The 16,203-nt window shown below is 62.9% G+C and carries 17 protein-coding genes and 1 pseudogene; 2 read left to right on the top strand and 16 right to left on the bottom strand.

The window, feature by feature from the left end; all coding sequences use genetic code 11:
• Window positions 1–49 precede the first annotated feature (49 nt).
• A complete protein-coding gene (locus ACK1VC_RS04565; protein ID WP_016489701.1) occupies window positions 50–619 on the top strand; it encodes a DUF6436 domain-containing protein in 570 nt (189 codons plus the stop codon).
• Here ACK1VC_RS04565 and ACK1VC_RS04560 read toward each other — a convergent pair.
• Window positions 598–1,164, bottom strand: a complete 567-nt coding sequence (locus ACK1VC_RS04560; RefSeq protein ID WP_060516816.1) for a sugar O-acetyltransferase — start codon at window positions 1,162–1,164, stop codon at window positions 598–600. The two genes, ACK1VC_RS04565 and ACK1VC_RS04560, sit on opposite strands and share 22 nt — an antisense overlap.
• Before the next feature lie 87 nt (window positions 1,165–1,251).
• Between ACK1VC_RS04560 and ACK1VC_RS04555 the strand changes: the two genes are divergently transcribed.
• On the top strand, window positions 1,252–3,615 hold the full coding sequence (locus ACK1VC_RS04555) for a penicillin acylase family protein (RefSeq protein WP_191087088.1): 2,364 nt from the start codon (window positions 1,252–1,254) through the stop codon (window positions 3,613–3,615).
• Between the two features lie 34 nt (window positions 3,616–3,649).
• Here the strand turns inward: ACK1VC_RS04555 and ACK1VC_RS04550 are convergent, their stop codons facing one another.
• The 15 genes and pseudogenes from ACK1VC_RS04550 to oscA form a co-directional block, all read right to left on the bottom strand.
• Window positions 3,650–4,522: a transporter substrate-binding domain-containing protein gene (locus ACK1VC_RS04550; RefSeq protein ID WP_191087089.1), complete on the bottom strand. Its 873-nt coding sequence runs from the start codon at window positions 4,520–4,522 to the stop codon at window positions 3,650–3,652.
• Complete coding sequence (locus ACK1VC_RS04545; protein WP_016489705.1) at window positions 4,519–5,292, bottom strand: amino acid ABC transporter ATP-binding protein; 774 nt, start codon at window positions 5,290–5,292, stop codon at window positions 4,519–4,521. Before ACK1VC_RS04545 ends, ACK1VC_RS04550 begins: the two co-directional genes overlap by 4 nt.
• Complete coding sequence (locus tag ACK1VC_RS04540; RefSeq protein WP_016489706.1) at window positions 5,289–5,948, bottom strand: amino acid ABC transporter permease; 660 nt, start codon at window positions 5,946–5,948, stop codon at window positions 5,289–5,291. Before ACK1VC_RS04540 ends, ACK1VC_RS04545 begins: the two co-directional genes overlap by 4 nt.
• The gene (locus ACK1VC_RS04535) at window positions 5,929–6,594 is read right to left on the bottom strand and encodes an amino acid ABC transporter permease (RefSeq protein ID WP_016489707.1); all 666 of its coding nucleotides are present in this window, start codon (window positions 6,592–6,594) and stop codon (window positions 5,929–5,931) included. Before ACK1VC_RS04535 ends, ACK1VC_RS04540 begins: the two co-directional genes overlap by 20 nt.
• A 303-nt stretch (window positions 6,595–6,897) precedes the next feature.
• Entirely contained in the window at window positions 6,898–7,683 is a 786-nt protein-coding gene (locus tag ACK1VC_RS04530) for a MetQ/NlpA family ABC transporter substrate-binding protein (RefSeq protein WP_016489708.1), read from the bottom strand.
• Between the two features lie 175 nt (window positions 7,684–7,858).
• Window positions 7,859–8,689, bottom strand: coding sequence for a sigma 54-interacting transcriptional regulator (locus tag ACK1VC_RS04525; protein ID WP_016489709.1), 831 nt, complete (start codon window positions 8,687–8,689; stop codon window positions 7,859–7,861).
• Window positions 8,690–8,753: 64 nt separating this feature from the next.
• On the bottom strand, window positions 8,754–9,335 hold the full coding sequence (locus ACK1VC_RS04520; RefSeq protein ID WP_016489710.1) for an alpha/beta hydrolase: 582 nt from the start codon (window positions 9,333–9,335) through the stop codon (window positions 8,754–8,756).
• Window positions 9,336–9,631: 296 nt separating this feature from the next.
• On the bottom strand, window positions 9,632–10,033 hold the full coding sequence (locus ACK1VC_RS04515) for an ExbD/TolR family protein (RefSeq protein WP_016489711.1): 402 nt from the start codon (window positions 10,031–10,033) through the stop codon (window positions 9,632–9,634).
• A 1-nt stretch (window position 10,034) separates the two neighbouring features.
• Window positions 10,035–10,754: a MotA/TolQ/ExbB proton channel family protein gene (locus tag ACK1VC_RS04510; RefSeq protein WP_016489712.1), complete on the bottom strand. Its 720-nt coding sequence runs from the start codon at window positions 10,752–10,754 to the stop codon at window positions 10,035–10,037.
• Between the two features lie 30 nt (window positions 10,755–10,784).
• Complete coding sequence (locus ACK1VC_RS04505) at window positions 10,785–11,585, bottom strand: energy transducer TonB (RefSeq protein ID WP_012274721.1); 801 nt, start codon at window positions 11,583–11,585, stop codon at window positions 10,785–10,787.
• 383 nt (window positions 11,586–11,968) lie between these two features.
• Complete coding sequence (locus ACK1VC_RS04500; RefSeq protein WP_016489713.1) at window positions 11,969–12,958, bottom strand: sulfate/molybdate ABC transporter ATP-binding protein; 990 nt, start codon at window positions 12,956–12,958, stop codon at window positions 11,969–11,971.
• 3 nt (window positions 12,959–12,961) lie between these two features.
• A pseudogene (cysW, locus tag ACK1VC_RS04495) lies at window positions 12,962–13,830 on the bottom strand (sulfate ABC transporter permease subunit CysW).
• A gap of 11 nt (window positions 13,831–13,841) precedes the next feature.
• Window positions 13,842–14,660 carry a sulfate ABC transporter permease subunit CysT gene (gene cysT, locus ACK1VC_RS04490; protein WP_012274724.1) on the bottom strand — a complete coding sequence of 273 codons (819 nt, stop codon included), beginning with the start codon at window positions 14,658–14,660 and terminating at the stop codon, window positions 13,842–13,844.
• Between the two features lie 203 nt (window positions 14,661–14,863).
• A complete protein-coding gene (locus ACK1VC_RS04485; protein ID WP_016489715.1) occupies window positions 14,864–15,871 on the bottom strand; it encodes a sulfate ABC transporter substrate-binding protein in 1,008 nt (335 codons plus the stop codon).
• Between the two features lie 48 nt (window positions 15,872–15,919).
• Window positions 15,920–16,102 (bottom strand): sulfur starvation response protein OscA, encoded by a 183-nt coding sequence (gene oscA, locus ACK1VC_RS04480; RefSeq protein WP_016489716.1) that lies wholly within the window; start codon window positions 16,100–16,102, stop codon window positions 15,920–15,922.
• Between the last annotated feature and the right edge of the window lie 101 nt (window positions 16,103–16,203).

The raw sequence follows: 16,203 nt of genomic DNA, 5'->3' as shown, positions 1-16,203 counted from the left end.
GCCTGCTTCGCGGGACAAGCCCGCTCCCACAAAGGGTCACCGAGTCGTCATGAATAGCCGAATCATCAAACCGCTGTGCACGGTAATCGCCTTATTGGTCAGCGCCGTCATACTCTGGCAGGCCTACACCACCTTCCAGGCCCGCTACCTGCGCCCGTTCGACAACCAGGCCACGCTGTTCGATGGCAGCCAGCTGCAACTACCGGCCGAGCTGGCCGGCCCCGGCCCGGTTCGTGTGGTGCATTTCTGGGACCCCGCGTGCCCGTGCAATGTCGGCAACCAGCAGCACCTGGGCGACCTGGTCAGCCAGTTCGCAGGCCGCGGCGTTACCTTCCACGTGCTGCAAAAGCCCGGCAGCCACGGCCAACTGCCCGCCAACCTCACCGCCCTGAAGCCCATCGCCAACCTGCCCGGCAGCGAGCACCTGCCCGCCTCCCCGGCCGTGGCCATCTGGGACCGGCAAGGCCGCCTGGCCTACTTCGGCCCCTACAGCGAGGGTGCGGTGTGCAATGCCAGCAACAGTTTCGTCGAGCCAATGCTCAAGGCCCTGCTCGACGGCCGCCAGGTCAGCGCCTCCAATACACTGGCAGTGGGCTGCTACTGCCCCTGGGCGGGCTGACGCACCCGCGCCGGGTTACCCACCACCGTCGCACCCGCCGGCACATCCCGGGTCACCACACTACCGGCACCCACCACGGCATTGTCGCCAATGGTCACCCCCGGCAGGATGATCGCCGCGCCGCCGATCCACACGTTGTTGCCAATGGTCACCGGCCGCCCGCTCTCCAGCCCGCTGCGCCGCACTTCGGGGTCGAGCGGATGGTCGGCGGCGTAGATCTGCACGTTGGGGCCGATCTGGCAGTCATCGCCGATACGCACCGGCACCACATCGAGGATCACGCAGTTGAAGTTCATGAAGGTATTGCGGCCAATACTGATGTTGTAGCCATAGTCGCAATAGAACGGCGGGCGGATCACCGTGCCTTCGCCAACGTGGGCAAAGTGCTCCACCAGCAACCCATGACGTGCCTCGTTGAGCAATTCGACACTGCTGTTGTAACGGTGCATCCAGTGCTTGTTGGCGATCTGCTCGGCTTGCAGCTCAGGGCAGCCAGCGTGGTAGAGCTGGCCTGTGAGCATTTTCTGTTTTTCGCTGAGGGACATGGAAACTCCTTCCTGGGGGCTATGCTCTGTTCGCGAATCCACCGATGATCGGACCACATTTTCTGCTTGAACGCACAAGGAGTCTGCATGAAGCGCAGCCTGACCCTGTTGGCCATGGTTGTGGCCATAGCCGCTGGCGTCGGTTACTGGTACGTGCAGGGCAAACTGCCACAGCGCGAGGGCGAGGTGGCCATGGCCGGCCTGCAAGCGCCGGTCAGCGTGCGCTACGACGCCCGCGGCGTGCCGCACCTGCAAGCGCAGAGCGAGCCAGACCTGTATCGCGCCCTGGGCTATGTGCATGCCCAGGACCGGCTGTTCCAGATGGAGATAATGCGGCGCCTGGCCCGTGGCGAACTGGCCGAGGTGCTTGGCGACAAGCTGCTACCCACCGACACCCTGTTCCGCAGCCTGCGCATTCGCGAGCAGGCCGCCCTGATGGCCAGCCGTCAGGACCCGCAGTCACCTGCCTGGCAGGCCCTGCAAGCCTACCTCGACGGGGTCAACAGCTGGCAGGCCAGCCATCCCAAGCCCATGGAGTTCGACCTGCTCGGCATCACGCCGCGTCCGTTCACCGCCGAAGACACTCTGAGCATCGCCGGTTACCTGGCCTACAGCTTCGCGGCCGCGTTTCGCACCGAGCCCGCACTGACCTACATCCGCGACCAGCTGGGGCCTGAATACCTGAACATCTTCGACCTCGGTTGGCAGCCCGAAGGCGCCCTCGGCACACCACTGGCCGCTGCCGATTGGCAAAGCCTGGAGGCCCTCGCCCGGCTCAGCCATGACGCACTGGGCGAGGCCGGTATCCCGCAGTTCGAAGGCAGCAACGCCTGGGCAGTGGCCGGCAGCCATACCCGCAGTGGCAAGCCGCTGCTGGCCGGCGACCCGCATATCGGCTTCGCGGTGCCCGCGGTGTGGTACGAGGCCGAACTGTCAGCACCCGGCTTCAACCTGTATGGCTACTTCCAGGCGCTCAACCCGTTCGCCTTGCTGGGCCATAACCGCGACTTCGGCTGGAGCCTGACCATGTTCCAGAACGACGACCTCGACCTGATCGCCGAGCGCACCAACCCTGCCGACCCCAACCAGGTCATGGTCGACGGCAAATGGCAGGCGTTGCAAAAAACCGAACAGCAGATCGCGGTGAAAGGCGAAGCGCCGGTGACCCTCAGCCTGCGCCGCTCGCCCCATGGCCCGATCGTCAACGACGTGCTGGGCGCCACGGCCGGGTCAACGCCAATCGCCATGTGGTGGGCGTTTCTGGAAACCGAAAACCCGATCCTCGAAGGTTTCTACCAGCTCAACCGTGCCGATACCCTGGGCAAGATGCGCGATGCCGCTGCCAAGGTTCACGCGCCGGGGCTTAACTTTGTCTGGGCCAATGCGGGTGGCGATATCGGTTGGTGGGCGGCGGCAAAGCTGCCAATCCGACCCGACGGCGTCGACCCGGCATTCATCCTCGACGGTGCCAGCGCGCAGGCCGACAAGCTCGGTTTCTACCCTTTCAACGTTAACCCGCAGCAGGAAAACCCGGCCCGCGGCTATATCGTCTCGGCCAACTACCAGCCGCCGGCAGCGGTGCCGATACCGGGTTACTACAACCTGCCCGACCGTTGCCGCCAACTCGACCGACAGCTGGCCAACCCTGATGTGAAATGGGATACGCAGAACAGCCAGGCACTGCAGCTGGACTCGGCCAGCGATCACGGTCCACGCACCCTTGCACCGCTGCTGGCAACGCTGCGCGCGGTGGCCGAAGGTGACGAAGAAAAGGAGCTGGTCGAGCAGCTGGCTGCCTGGCGCGGCGACTACCCGCTGGACTCGACCAGCGCCACGTTGTTCAACCAGTTCCTCTACGAACTGGCATTCGCGGCCCTGCATGACGAACTGGGCGACACGTGGTTCCCGGTACTGATCAGCACCCGCGCCATCGACGCTGCCTTGCCACGCCTGGCCGCGGATGCCGACTCACCCTGGTGGAACACCCGCGGTGGCAACCAGCGTACCGACCGTACCGCAGTCGTGCGCACGGCTTGGCAGAGCAGCTTGAAGCACTTGCGTGACGCCCTGGGCAGCGACCCGGCCCGCTGGCAATGGGGCAAGGCGCATACCCTGACCCACAACCACCCGCTGGGGGTAAAGAAGCCGCTGAACCTGCTGTTCAACGTCGGGCCGTTCGCCGCACCCGGTACCCATGAAGTGCCCAACAACCTCTCGGCGAAGATCGGCCCGGCGCCATGGCCGGTGACCTATGGGCCGTCGACGCGGCGGCTGATCGACTTTGCCGATGCCGGGCAGGCACTGACCATCAACCCGGTCGGGCAGAGTGGCGTGCCGTTCGACAGGCATTATGCAGACCAGGCCAAGGGGTATGTGCAGGGGCAGTATGAGCGGGCGCAGATGGGGGTGATTCCGGCGCAGAGTACCCTGAGGCTGGTACCGGGTGGGTGATCGATGGGGCCGCAAAGCGGCCCCAATTACACGGTCAGCCCTGCCACTTGCCCCCTTCGACAATCACGCTTTCCGGCTTGGTGTCATCGCTCAGTTCCTTGCGCACATACTGGTCATACAGTTTCAGCAGAAACTTCTCTTCCCCCAGCTTGGCCAGCTCGGCATTCACCCAGTCACGCAGCTCGGTGTTGCCCTTCTTGACCGCTGGCGCAATCGGCGCTTCGTCACCCAGCAGCTGCGGCAGCACGCGGTAGCCCGGGTTCTGCTTGGCCCAGCTGAACAGGATCAGGTTGTCCTGGGCATAGGCATCGCCACGGCCAGTGGCCAGGGCTTGCAGCGACTCGCTGTTCTTCTCGAACTTGAGCAGTTTCCACTCAGGGTGGTGCTTGGTCAGCCAGATGTCGGCCGTGGTGCCGGTGGTGACGATGATGGTTTTGTCGGCCAGGTCGTCAAGCTTCTGCACCGGGCGGCCATCTGCAACGATGGCCTGCACGGCAACGCGCAGGTTGGGGTTGGTGAAGTCCACCGCTTCCTTGCGCTCCGGGGTGACGGTCATGTTGGCGAGGATCAGATCGACCTTGTCGCTCTGCAGGAACGGAATACGGCTGGCCGGTTCCACGGCAACGAACTCGACCTTGTTTTCATCACCCAGCAGGTCCTTGGCCAGGCGCCGGCCGATGTCAGTGTCAAAGCCCACATAGCGGCCTTTTTCATCGACGAAGCCAAACGGCGGTTTGTCGGTGAACACCCCGACAATCAGCTTGTCGCGGGCCTTGATGGTTTCCAAGTAGCTGGTGGCTGGCGACGCCGCTGCCGGCTTGGGCGGTTCTTCGGCCTTGTTGCAACCGGCGAGCAGGGCCAGGCCGAACAACGGCGCCAGCAGTTTGGTGAGGTTGGCAGTTTTCATGACAGTTCCTTGTGCAGTGTCTTTGGCAGGCTTTCTACGAAGGAGAATTTCTCCAGGAACTGCTGCGCGCGTGCGGTCTGCGGTTTGGTGAAGAAGCTCTCGGGGTCGCCTTGTTCAAGGATCCTGCCGGCCTCCATGAACACGATGCGGTCGGCCACCGCGCGAGCGAAGGCCATTTCGTGGGTAACGATGAGCAAGGTCATGCCGTCGCGGGCCAAGCCCTGGATCACTTGCAGCACCTCCTTGACCATTTCCGGGTCGAGGGCGGCGGTAACCTCGTCGAACAGCATCACCTCGGGGTTCATGCACAGTGAGCGCACGATGGCGATGCGCTGTTGCTGGCCGCCGGACAATTGCCGGGGGAAGGCGTCGCGTTTGTCCAGCAGGCCGACCCGCGCCAGCAGCGCCTCGGCCTGGGCCTGGGCCTCGGCGCGTTCGCGTTTTTGTACCTTGAGCGGGCCAAGCAGCAGGTTGTCGATCACGCTCATGTGGCCGAACAGGTGATAGCTCTGGAACACCATGCCCACCCGCTGACGGACGTGGCGCCAGTCGGTGCGCGGATCAAGCAGCTCTAGCCCGCCCAGCCGCAGGTGGCCACTGTGGGCCTGCTCCAGGCCGTTCAGGCAGCGCAGCAGCGTGCTCTTGCCGCAACCGCTGGGGCCGAGGATGACCACCACTTCGCCGGCCGCCACCTTGAGGTCGACGTCCTTGAGCACCTGGTGCTCGGCAAAAAACTTGTTGAAACCCTGGAATTCGATCAATGCGCTCATGAGTGTGCCCAGCGGCGTTCCAGCACGCGCGAAGCGGCGGACAGCGGATAACAGATGATGAAGAAGAACAGGAACAAGGCGCCGTAGATCAGCACCGATTCGTAGGTGCGTTCGATGATCTGCTGGCCGGCCTTGATCACCTCGACCACGCCGATCAGCACCGCCAGCGAGCTGGTCTTGATGATCCGCGTGTAGATGTTGATGGTCGGCGGGGTCATGCGCTTGAGTGCCTGGGGCAGCAACACGTAGCCATACAGCTGCCAGCCGGCCAGGCCGATCGACAGCCCGGCCTCGCGCTGGCCACGTGGCAGCGAAGCCAATGCACCGCGCACTACCTCGCCCACCTCGCTGGCGCCCCACAGGGCCAAAACCAGCACGGCGCACCAGAAGCTGGGGATGCTCAGGGCAAAGAAGATCGGCAGGCCAAAGAACACCAGGTACAGCCAGACCAGCACCGGGATGGCGCGGAACAGCTCCAGGTACACCTGCAAGACGATGTTCAGGGCACGGTTGCCCACGGTTGCCAGCACGCCGTACAGCACGCCACCCAGCGTTGCGAACAGGATGCCCAGCGCCGAGATGGCCAAGGTCTGCGCGGCGCCGCCAGCCAGCTGCGGCAACGCCTGCAGCAACAGTTCAGATGCCGAACTGGCCATGTTGCAGCCTCCTTTCCACGTAGCGCAGCAGCAACGACAGCGGCAGGAACAGCAGCACGCAGAGCAAGGTCAGCACGGTGAGCATTTCGTAGGTCTTGTAGTACAGCGCGATGTAGTTCTTGGTGGTGTAGAGGATTTCCGGCACGGCCACCGCCGACACCACGGTGGTTTCCTTGAGCAGGAAGATGAAATTGGCGAACAGCGCCGGCAAGCTGAGGATAGTGGCCTGGGGCAGCACCACATGGCGCAGCAACTGGCCCTCGGACAGGCCGATGGAGCGCCCGGATTCGAGCTGGGCGCGCGGCACGGCCTCGATGCCGGCCCGCAACACCTCGGTGAGATAGGCACCGCCCATGAAGGTCATGGTGATGATCGCTGCGCTGAAACCGGAAATTTTCAGCCCCAGGCTCGGCAAGGCGAAGTAGACGAAGAACAGCTGGATCAGCAGCGGCGTGTTGCGCGCCAGCTCCACGTAGGCTTTGACCAGTCGCCACAGGTAGGGGGTGCGTAGTACCAGCAGCGTGGCATTGACCAGGGCGACCAGTAGCGAGGTGGCAATGGCGATCAGGCCTACCTGCAAGGTCACGCCCACGGCCTTGAGGAAGGCGGGTAACGTGCTGAGGATGAATGCGGTGTCGAGGGTCATGGGTAGAGCAAGTCTGCAGGGTGCGCGGGGCACGATTGCTAGACTCTAATGATCTAAAAAATTTTTAATAAATACCTTTATTGCATATGCATATCACCAAGCATTTTTCACCGGGCATACATCCTGGGGCTGCTTTGCAGCCCAATCGCGACGCAAGGCCGCTCCCACAATGGCCCGCGTACGCCGAACCATTGTGGGAGCGGCCTTGCGTCGCGAAAGGGCCGCAAAGCGGCCCAAGATACAGAAACAAAAACGCCGACACAGGGGTGTCGGCGTTGGGTTATGCAGGGTATCGCAAGCGAATCAGAACGCCGGCAGCACAGCACCCTGATACTTCTTGGCGATGAATTCTTTCACTTCCGGGCTGGTCAGGGCCTTGGCCAGTTTCTGGATGGCTTCGCTGTCCTTGTTGTCCGGGCGGGCAACCAGGAAGTTCACGTATGGCGAGTCAGCGCCTTCGATCACCAGCGCATCCTTGGCCGGGTTCAGGCCGGCTTCCAGCGCGTAGTTGGTGTTGATCATGTCCAGGTCGACCTGGTCCAGCACACGCGGCAGCATGGCCGACTCAAGCTCGCGGAACTTCAGCTTTTTCGGGTTTTCGGCAATGTCCTTGGGGGTGGCCAGGGCATTCTTCGGGTCTTTCAGGGTGATCAGGCCAGCCTTCTGCAGCAGGATCAGGGCGCGGCCGCTGTTGCTGCCTTCGTTAGGGATGGCCACAGTAGCGCCTTCCTTCAGCTCAGACAGGTTCTTGATCTTCTTCGAGTAGCCACCGAAGGGTTCGACGTGTACGCCGATCACCGTTTCCAGGTGCGTGCCCTTACCTTCGTTGAAGCTCTTCAGGTAAGGCAGGGTCTGGAAGTAGTTGGCGTCAAGGCGCTTCTGGTCCACCTGCACGTTCGGCTGCACGTAGTCGGTGAAGACCTTGATTTCCAGGTCCACGCCTTCCTTGGCCAGAGCAGGCTTGATCAGCTCAAGAATCTCGGCGTGGGGTACCGGGGTAGCGGCAACCACCAGTTTCTCGGCGGCGGCGGCCAGGCCTGAGAACGACAGGGCAGCGGCCAGGGCGGTGGTCAGCAGGGTCTTCTTCATGGTGGTCCTTGTTCTGAATCTGGGCCATCGGCGATGGCGAATCGGGTGCCCAACCGGTTCACCAGCGGGCGTGAGGCGGACAATACCTAGATTTTTTATTCCGTAACAATATCTTTTATTTAGCTGCTTATTCCAAAAACAAAATGCCACCAGCCACTTTGCTTATGAGCGATGTCTAGCCCGCGGTGTTGGGCAAGTCGAGGTCCTCAGGCTGGATCTCTGCGCCGTCATTCACCAGCAAGGCAAAGTGAATGACGTTCTCCAGTTCGCGGGTATTGCCAGGCCAGAAATGCGCTTCCAGCACCTGCTGCGCAGCCTCGCTTACCAATGGCACAGGCCGCTGCAGACGCGCGCTGTAGATGCCCACAAAATACTCGGCCAGCGGCAGGATATCGCCCGGCCGCTCGCGCAGTGGCGGCAGTTCCAGCGCACCCTCGCGCAAGTACTGGTACAGGCGCTCGTTGAAACGCCCGGCACGTACCACGCGCGCCAGGTCGATGCTGGTGGCGGCGACCAGGCGCACATCCACCGGCTGTGGCTGCTGTGCGCCAACCCGGGTGACCTCGCGGTTTTCCAGGGCCGCCAGCAGCTTGCCCTGGATGGCCAGCGGCAAGTCGGCAATCTCATCCAGGTACAGCGTGCCGCCGTTGGCCGAACCGAACCAGCCGGCGCGGCTGCTGGCCGTACCGCCATGGCTGCCGGCGCTATAGCCGAACAGCTCGGCATCGGCGTAAGTGGGGCTGATGGCCGCACAGTTGACCGACACGAATAGCCCTCCACGGTCGCTGGCACGATGGATCTGCCGGGCCAGCAGTTCCTTGCCGGTGCCGGTTTCGCCACGGATCAGCACGGGCAAGGGTTGCGGTGCCAGACGCTCAAGGTCTTCACGCAACTGCTGCGAACGCGGGTCGATGAACACCAAGGCCTTGGCACGGATGCTCAGCGGGCTTTTGTCCAGCTCAGGGAAGGTCAGCAGTGGCTGGCCAAACGGGTGTTGAAGCGTCATGACGAACTCCCGCCCCAGGCCTGCAATGGCCGGGCGTCAGGTAAACGGTAAACAGCAAGGGGTGTCAGGCGCGACGCAGTGCGCGCTGCTCAACCCGGCTCTGCAAGCGATACAAGTAGGCGAAGCCTTGTTCCCAGCGCTCATGCCCGGACTTGACGTTGATGTGCCCGGCATTGCTCAGCAACCCCGCTTCGGCGCCCCATGCCTGGGCCAGGTACAGCGCCCGCGGCACGCTCACGGCCGGGTCGTTGTCCGAGCTGACTACCTGGCTGGGAAACGGCAGCGCTTCGCCAGGGATCGGCGCAAAGTTACGCAGGGCTGGCGCGCAGGTGGGGCGCTCGACGTCTGCCGGCGCCACCAGCAGTGCACCACGCACCCTGCGCAGCAAGGCCGGGCTGGCCTGCGCGGCCCAATGGGCGACAGTGATGCAGCCAAGGCTGTGGGCAATCAGGATCACCGGCGCACGCTCGGCGGCAACCGCCTGCTCCAGCGCCCGCACCCAGTCCTGACGTTGCGGGGTGAGCCAGTCGTGCTGCTCGACCCGCGCACTGTTGGGCAGGGTACGCTGCCAGTGACTCTGCCAATGGTTGTCTGGCGATCCTTGCCAGCCCGGCACAATCAGGTAACGAATAGACTCATTGCGCATGGGGACGCCTCCAGTAAGTTTGCGTGCTTGGAGACAAGTATAGGGAGGGAGTTATATTCGTAAAGGAATAAGAAGCTATTTATTAATAACTATATGTAATTTATGCCGATAGCCCTATCGTCGGCAAGCCAGCTCTCACAGGGACTGCACAAAGCCTGAGGGCAGCACAATACCTGGGGGCGCTGGCTTGCCGGCGACAGGGCCCTCACAGGCAAAAAAAAAGGGCCTACCCCTGCCAAGAGATATGGCCCCAACGCACTTGCGTGAGTCACTTGCCTGAAGAAGTTTTGCAGCCATCAGCGCGCGGTGATCACCGCCAGTTTGCTGATCCCCGCACGTTCGATGGCTGCCATGGCCCGCGCCACTTCGCCGTAGTTCACGCCGTCATCGGCCTGCAGTTGCACGCGAACGTTCGCGTCCTTGTCCTTGGCGGCCTTGAGGTTGGTCTCCAGCAGGTCGGGCTGGATCTGGTCCTTGTTGATGAACAGCTTGCCCTCGCCGTCGATGCTGACCACCAGTGGGTCCTTCTGCTCCACCGGGGCCACAGCCTCGGTCTTGGGCAAGTTGATGGGGATGGCATTGGTCAGCAGCGGCGCGGTGACGATGAACACCACCAGCAACACCAGCATGACGTCTACCAAGGGCGTGACGTTGATTTCACTGAGGACTTCGTCGCTGTCCTGGGTCGAAAAGGCCATATCAGGACGCCTCCTTTACCGGCTGGGTGAAACCAGCCTGGGGTTTTTGCACAGCGGGGTGCACCAGCACGCGGAAGGCACTCTTCTGCGCCAGGCTGTAGAAGTCGTGGGCGAAGTCATCCAGGTCGGCGGCGGTCAGCTTGAGGCGACGCAGGAAGTAGTTGTACACCAGCACCGCAGGCACCGCGACGGCGATGCCCACCCCGGTAGCCACCAGTGCCGCACCGATGGGCCCGGCGACGGTTTCCAGGCTGGCGGAGCCGGCCGCACTGATGCCCTTGAGCGCTTCCATGATGCCCCACACGGTGCCGAACAGGCCGATGAAGGGCGAGGTGCTGCCGATACTGGCGACCACCGCCAGGCCGGTTTCCAGCGAGCGGCGCTCACGCACGATCTGCTGGCGCAAGGCGCGCTCCAGGCGGTCCTGGTGGTTGATAGCGTGGCTCAGGTCGTTGGCCTGGGTATCGCCAACGGCAATCGCGGCGTAGCCGGACTGGGCAACGCGAGCAGCCGGCCCGGGCAGCTCATGGCTGAGTTCAGCGGCCGAGTCCAGGCTGGAGGCAGCCCAGAACTGCTTATGAAAGCGCTTGTCCTGGTTTTTAAGCCGCACGAACTGCGCAACCTTGACCAGGGCCAGGCCCCAAGTGACGACAGAAAAACCGACCAGCAGCCAGATGACTGCGCTTTCAACGGATTCGAGAGGGGATGCCAGCAGGCTCATGATGATGTCTTCCTGTGTTCTGCGAAATAGTTAGCGAAGCTTGAAATCGATCGGCACGCTGACCCAGCCGGTCTGGGCTACATCGCCCTGCTTGGCGGGTACGAAGCTCCAGCGCTTGACCGCGGCCAGCGCGGCAGCGTCGAGGGCGTCACGGCCACTGCTTTTCTGTACCTGGATCTGCCCGGGCTTGCCGCTGGGCAGCACCTCTACGCGCAACAGCACGGTGCCTTCCCAACCACGGCGCTGGGCCATTTGCGGGTATTCCGGTGCCGGGTTCTTCAAGTACGCGGCGTTGGCCGATGCCGGGGTTATCGGGGCCGGCGCGGGTGGCGCAGGCGCAGGCGGTGCGGGGGCGGCCACCGGCGCTGGCGGTGGTGCCTCGACCGGCTTGGGCTGTGGCTTGGGCGCTTGCTTGACCACAGGCTTAGGCACGGGCTTTGGCTTGGGTTTGGGCTTGGCGGCCAGTTCGTCGACTACCGGTGGTGGCGGTGGTGGCTCGACCACGGGCGGCGCGGGCGCTGGCGGCGGAGGCTCGACCACAGGCGGTGCAGGCGCAGCAAATTCGATAGTCATGGGCGGCACCTGTGGCGGCACCACCGGCAGTTCGGGGGTTGGCGCCTGGCTGACCCAGTATGCTGCGGCGCCATGCAGGGCCAGCACCAGCAGGCCCAACACCAGCTTGTCGCGGCGCTTGAGACCGCTGACGGGCGTGCGTTGCAGGCGCAGCTGGCCAAGCGGGAGGCGAAGCGTGCGTCCAAGCTCGACCAGGTCACCCGGGGCCGGGCGCCATGGCTGGTCGTAGGCCCTGACGGCCGACTGGACATTACCCATTGATCAAACTCCTGGGGTCTCGATTCAGGTGTGTGGCTGAATCATCGGGGCCAGAGGCTTATCTCTTAAAGTAATGTTTAAAATTATGGTTAGAACTTAATTGAATATTGTTTTTGAGGGGGTCCGTGAAAGCCACGGATTGCGTGGGCTGCGGCTTTCATGGCTAAAGGCTATGCATTGGGGGCATGCAAAATATTCGCGTAAGGCATGAGATTGCCGCGAGGGCTGCGCCCTCGATCGCGACGCAAGGCCGCTCCTACAGGAAATTGCGTTTCCCTGTGGGAGCGGCCTTGTGTCGCGATGGGCTGCGGAGCAGCCCCGGCAATCCGACAGGCATAAAAAAGCCCGAGACCAAGCCCGGGCTTCTCATCATCAAGGGCAGATCAGATATCCGCCACCTTCTGCCAAACCTTCGGCCGGAAGAACAACGTCTCTCCCCGCGCCAACCCGGTCAGGCTGTCATGGTCCTTGACCACCTCGGCCTCGATCAGCTCGCTCTGCCCTTCCACCTTCAACGTTACCCGCGTGGTAGCGCCCAACGGCCGGATATCCCGCACCTCGGCAGCATGGTGCCCTTCGGTCTCATGCCGTGACAGCGACACCTCATGCGGGCGGAACAGCACATGGTGCCCTTCGCTCAGCGCCAGGCGGTTGGAGTCGCCCAGGAAGTGGTAGACAAAATCGTTGGCCGGCTGCTCGTACACCTCGCCCGGCGAGCCGATCTGCTCGATCACGCCCTTGTTCATGACCACGATGCGGTCAGCCACTTCCATGGCCTCTTCCTGGTCGTGGGTGACGAACACCGACGTCAGGTTGATGTCCTCGTGCAGCCGCGCCAGCCAACGCCGCAGCTCCTTGCGCACCTTGGCGTCCAGCGCACCGAACGGCTCGTCCAGCAGCAGCACCTTGGGCTCCACTGCCAAGGCGCGGGCCAGGGCAATACGCTGACGCTGGCCGCCAGACAACTGCTCGGGGTAGCGGTCGGACAACCAGTCCAGCTGCACCATGTTCAGCAACTCGTGCACTTTCTCGGCGATCTTGCTCTCGCTCGGGCGCTCGCCCTTGGGCTTCATGCGCAGGCCGAAGGCGACGTTGTCGAACACGCTCATGTGGCGGAACAGCGCGTAGTGCTGGAACACGAAACCGACGTTGCGGTCACGCACGTCGTGGCCGGACACATCCTCGCCATGGAACACGATGTTGCCCTGGTCCGGGGTTTCCAGGCCGGCAATGATGCGCAGCAGGGTGGTCTTGCCACAGCCGGACGGGCCAAGCAGCGCCACCAGCTCGCCGCTGTTGATGTCCAGGTTGATGTTGTTCAGGGCCTGGAAGCTGTTGAAGCGCTTGCTGACATTACGAACTTCGATCGACATGAATCATTCCTCCGCGGCGCTGTGGCGCAGGCGGTTAATACGGTTCTCGCTCCACTGCTTGAGCAGCAAGATGAAGAGCGCCAGGATCAGCAACAGGCTGGCCACGCTGAAGGCCGCGACGTGGTTGTACTCGTTGTAGAGGATCTCCACATGCAGCGGCAAGGTATTGGTCACGCCACGAATGTGGCCCGACACCACCGACACCGCGCCAAACTCGCCCATGGCCCGTGCAGTACACAGCACCACGCCATAGATCAGGCCCCATTTGATGTTGGGCAAGGTCACGTGCCAGAACATCTGCCAGCCATTGGCGCCCAGCAGGCGCGCAGCCTCCTCTTCTTGCGTGCCCTGCTCCTGCATCAGCGGGATCAGCTCACGGGCCACAAACGGCACGGTGACGAAGATGGTCGCCAGGACGATGCCCGGCAGGGCGAAGACGATCTGGATGTCATGGTCCTGCAGCCAAGGCCCGAACAGGCCCTGCGCGCCGAACATCAGCACGTAGACCAGGCCGGCGATTACCGGCGATACCGAGAACGGCAGGTCGATCAGGGTGACCAGGATACTTTTGCCACGGAACGTGTACTTGCTGACGCACCAGGCGGCGCTGACACCGAACACCAGGTTCAACGGTACCGAAATGGCTACAGCGAGCAGGGTCAGCCTCAGCGCCGACAATGCGTCAGGCTCGAAGATCGCCTCGAAGAAGGTGCCAAAACCGTTCTTCAGCGCCTGCGACACCACGATCACCAGCGGCAGCAGCAGGAACAGGGCGAACACCAGCCAAGGCCGATAAGAATGCGCCGCGACGTAGCACTGCCACGGCGGGCGGCGTTGGCGGCGGCGCTTGCACTCAGGGATGAACTGGACATGCCGGCCTCCTTCAAGGGGTTTCGATGCGGCGCTGCAGCAGGTTGATCAGCAGCAGCAGGATGAAGGAAACCACCAGCATCAGCACGCCGATGGCGGTCGCGCCGGTGTAGTCGTACTGGTCGAGCTTGACCATGATCAGCAGCGGCAGGATCTCGGTCTTCATCGGCATGTTGCCGGCAATGAAGATCACCGAACCATACTCGCCCACACCGCGGGCGAAGGCCAGGGCAAAGCCGGTGAGCCAGGCCGGCAGCAGCGCTGGCGCCAGTATATGGCGGAACACCTGCAGCGGTTTGGCCCCCAGGCAGGCAGCGGCCTCTTCCACTTCACGCGGGATGTCGGCCAGCACCGGCTGCACCGTGCGCACCACGAACGGCAAGGTGACGAAGGTCAGCGCCAGGGTGATGCCCAACGGGGTGTAGGCAATCTTGAAGCCAAGGTCGGTCGCAAACTGGCCAACCCAGCCCGCAGGCGCGTACAGGGCGGTCAGGGCGATACCGGCAACGGCGGTGGGCAGGGCGAACGGCAGGTCGATCATCGCGTCGATGATCTTGCGCCCCGGGAAGGTGTAGCGCACCAGCACCCAGGCCAGCAGGGTGCCGATCACCCCGTTGATGATGGCGGCGAACAGGGCGGTGCCGAAACTCAGCTTGAGTGCGGCGATCACCCGCGGCGCACTGATGATGTTCCAGAACTGCTCCCAGGTCAGCTGCGAGGCATGAATGAACATGGCGGCCAGCGGTATCAGCACGATCAGGCTGAGGTACACCAAGGTGTAGCCCAGCGTCAGCCCGAAGCCGGGTATGACGGGGGAAATACGACGTGACATAAGTATCCCTGGTTGAACGCACTAAGCCCGGAATCAATCCCGGGCCGGTGCAAGCTTTTGAATCCTGGGGCTGCGTTGCAGCCCATTCGCGGCACAAGGCCGCTCCCACAGGGATCGCGCTAGCACAGGGGATCGGCGGTCTTTGTGGGAGCGGCCTTGTGCCGCGAATGGGCCGCAAGGCGGCCCCCGCTTCTCCTTGGCGTTTACTGTGCCTGATAGATCTGGTCGAACACACCGCCATCATTGAAGAATTTGGGTTGTGCAGTTTTCCAGCCACCGAAGTCCTTGTCGATGGTTACCAGGTCCAGTTTCGGGAATTGCTTGCCGAACTCGGCAGCGACCTTCTCGTCACGCGGGCGATAGAAGTTTTCGGCGGCAATCTTCTGGCCGGCCGGGCTGTACAGGTGCTTGAGGTATTCGGTGGCAATTTCGGTATTGCCCTTCTTCTCGGCGTTCTTGTCCACCACCGCCACTGGCGGCTCGGCCAGGATCGACAGCGAAGGTACGACGATGTCGAACTTGTCGGCGCCACCGTCTTCCTTCAGCGCCAGGAACGCTTCGTTTTCCCAGGCCAGCAACACGTCGCCCTGGCCGTTGTTGACGAAGGTGATGGTCGAGCCACGGGCGCCGGTATCCAGCACCGGTACGTGCTTGAACAGCTCCTGCACGTAGGCCTTGGCCTTGTCTTCGCTACCACCGGTCTTCAGGCCATAGGCCCAGGCGGCCAGGAAGTTCCAGCGCGCACCGCCGGAAGTCTTCGGGTTGGGGGTGATGACCGAAACGTCCTTCTTGATCAGGTCGCCCCAGTCCTTGATGCCTTTCGGGTTGCCCTTGCGCACCAGGAACACGATGGTCGAGGTATACGGGGTGCTGGCGTCCGGCAGACGGGTCTGCCAGTTGTCCGGCAGGGTCTTGCCAAGCTTGGCAACTTCGTCGATGTCGCCGGCCAGGGCCAGGGTCACCACGTCGGCGCGCAAGCCGTCGATCACCGCACGGGCCTGCTTGCCCGAGCCGCCATGGGATTGCTGGATCTTCACCTTGTCGCCCGGGTGGGCCTGCTGCCAGTGCTTGATGAACTCGGCGTTGTACTGCTGATACAGCTCGCGGGTCGGGTCGTAGGACACGTTCAGCAGTTCGTAGTCCTTGGCGATGGCGGAACCGGCAAAAACAGCACTGGCCAGGGCGGCGAGCGCATAACGGCGGATGGACATGGTGAAGCTCCCGATTGGCATTTTTCTAATTTTGGATGTAGGGCGTGCTCAGCCGGACTTGTTGCCGGGCTGTTGCAGGCGGAACTTCTCCTTGCGCTCGATCTGTACGACCTGAGCGTTGTGCACAGTGATCTCCACCGCACCAAACCGCAGGTCGCGCAAAGCGCTCTGGATTTCACGCAGAATGGTGGCTTCGTCCTGACCGTCGATGCTACGCAGAGATGCACTCATGCTCGTTCTCCTTGGAGTGAGGGTGCCGGGCAGAGGTTTGAAGGGGATTTGCGCCTGGCTTGAGGGCAATAGTAGTGAGGCGGAGTTATTCTTAAAAATAC

The sequence above is a fragment of the Pseudomonas sp. XP2 genome, assembly GCF_053557975.1.
Note: the sequence above shows the minus strand (reverse complement) of the source record. Positions and strands in the feature narration are given on the sequence as shown.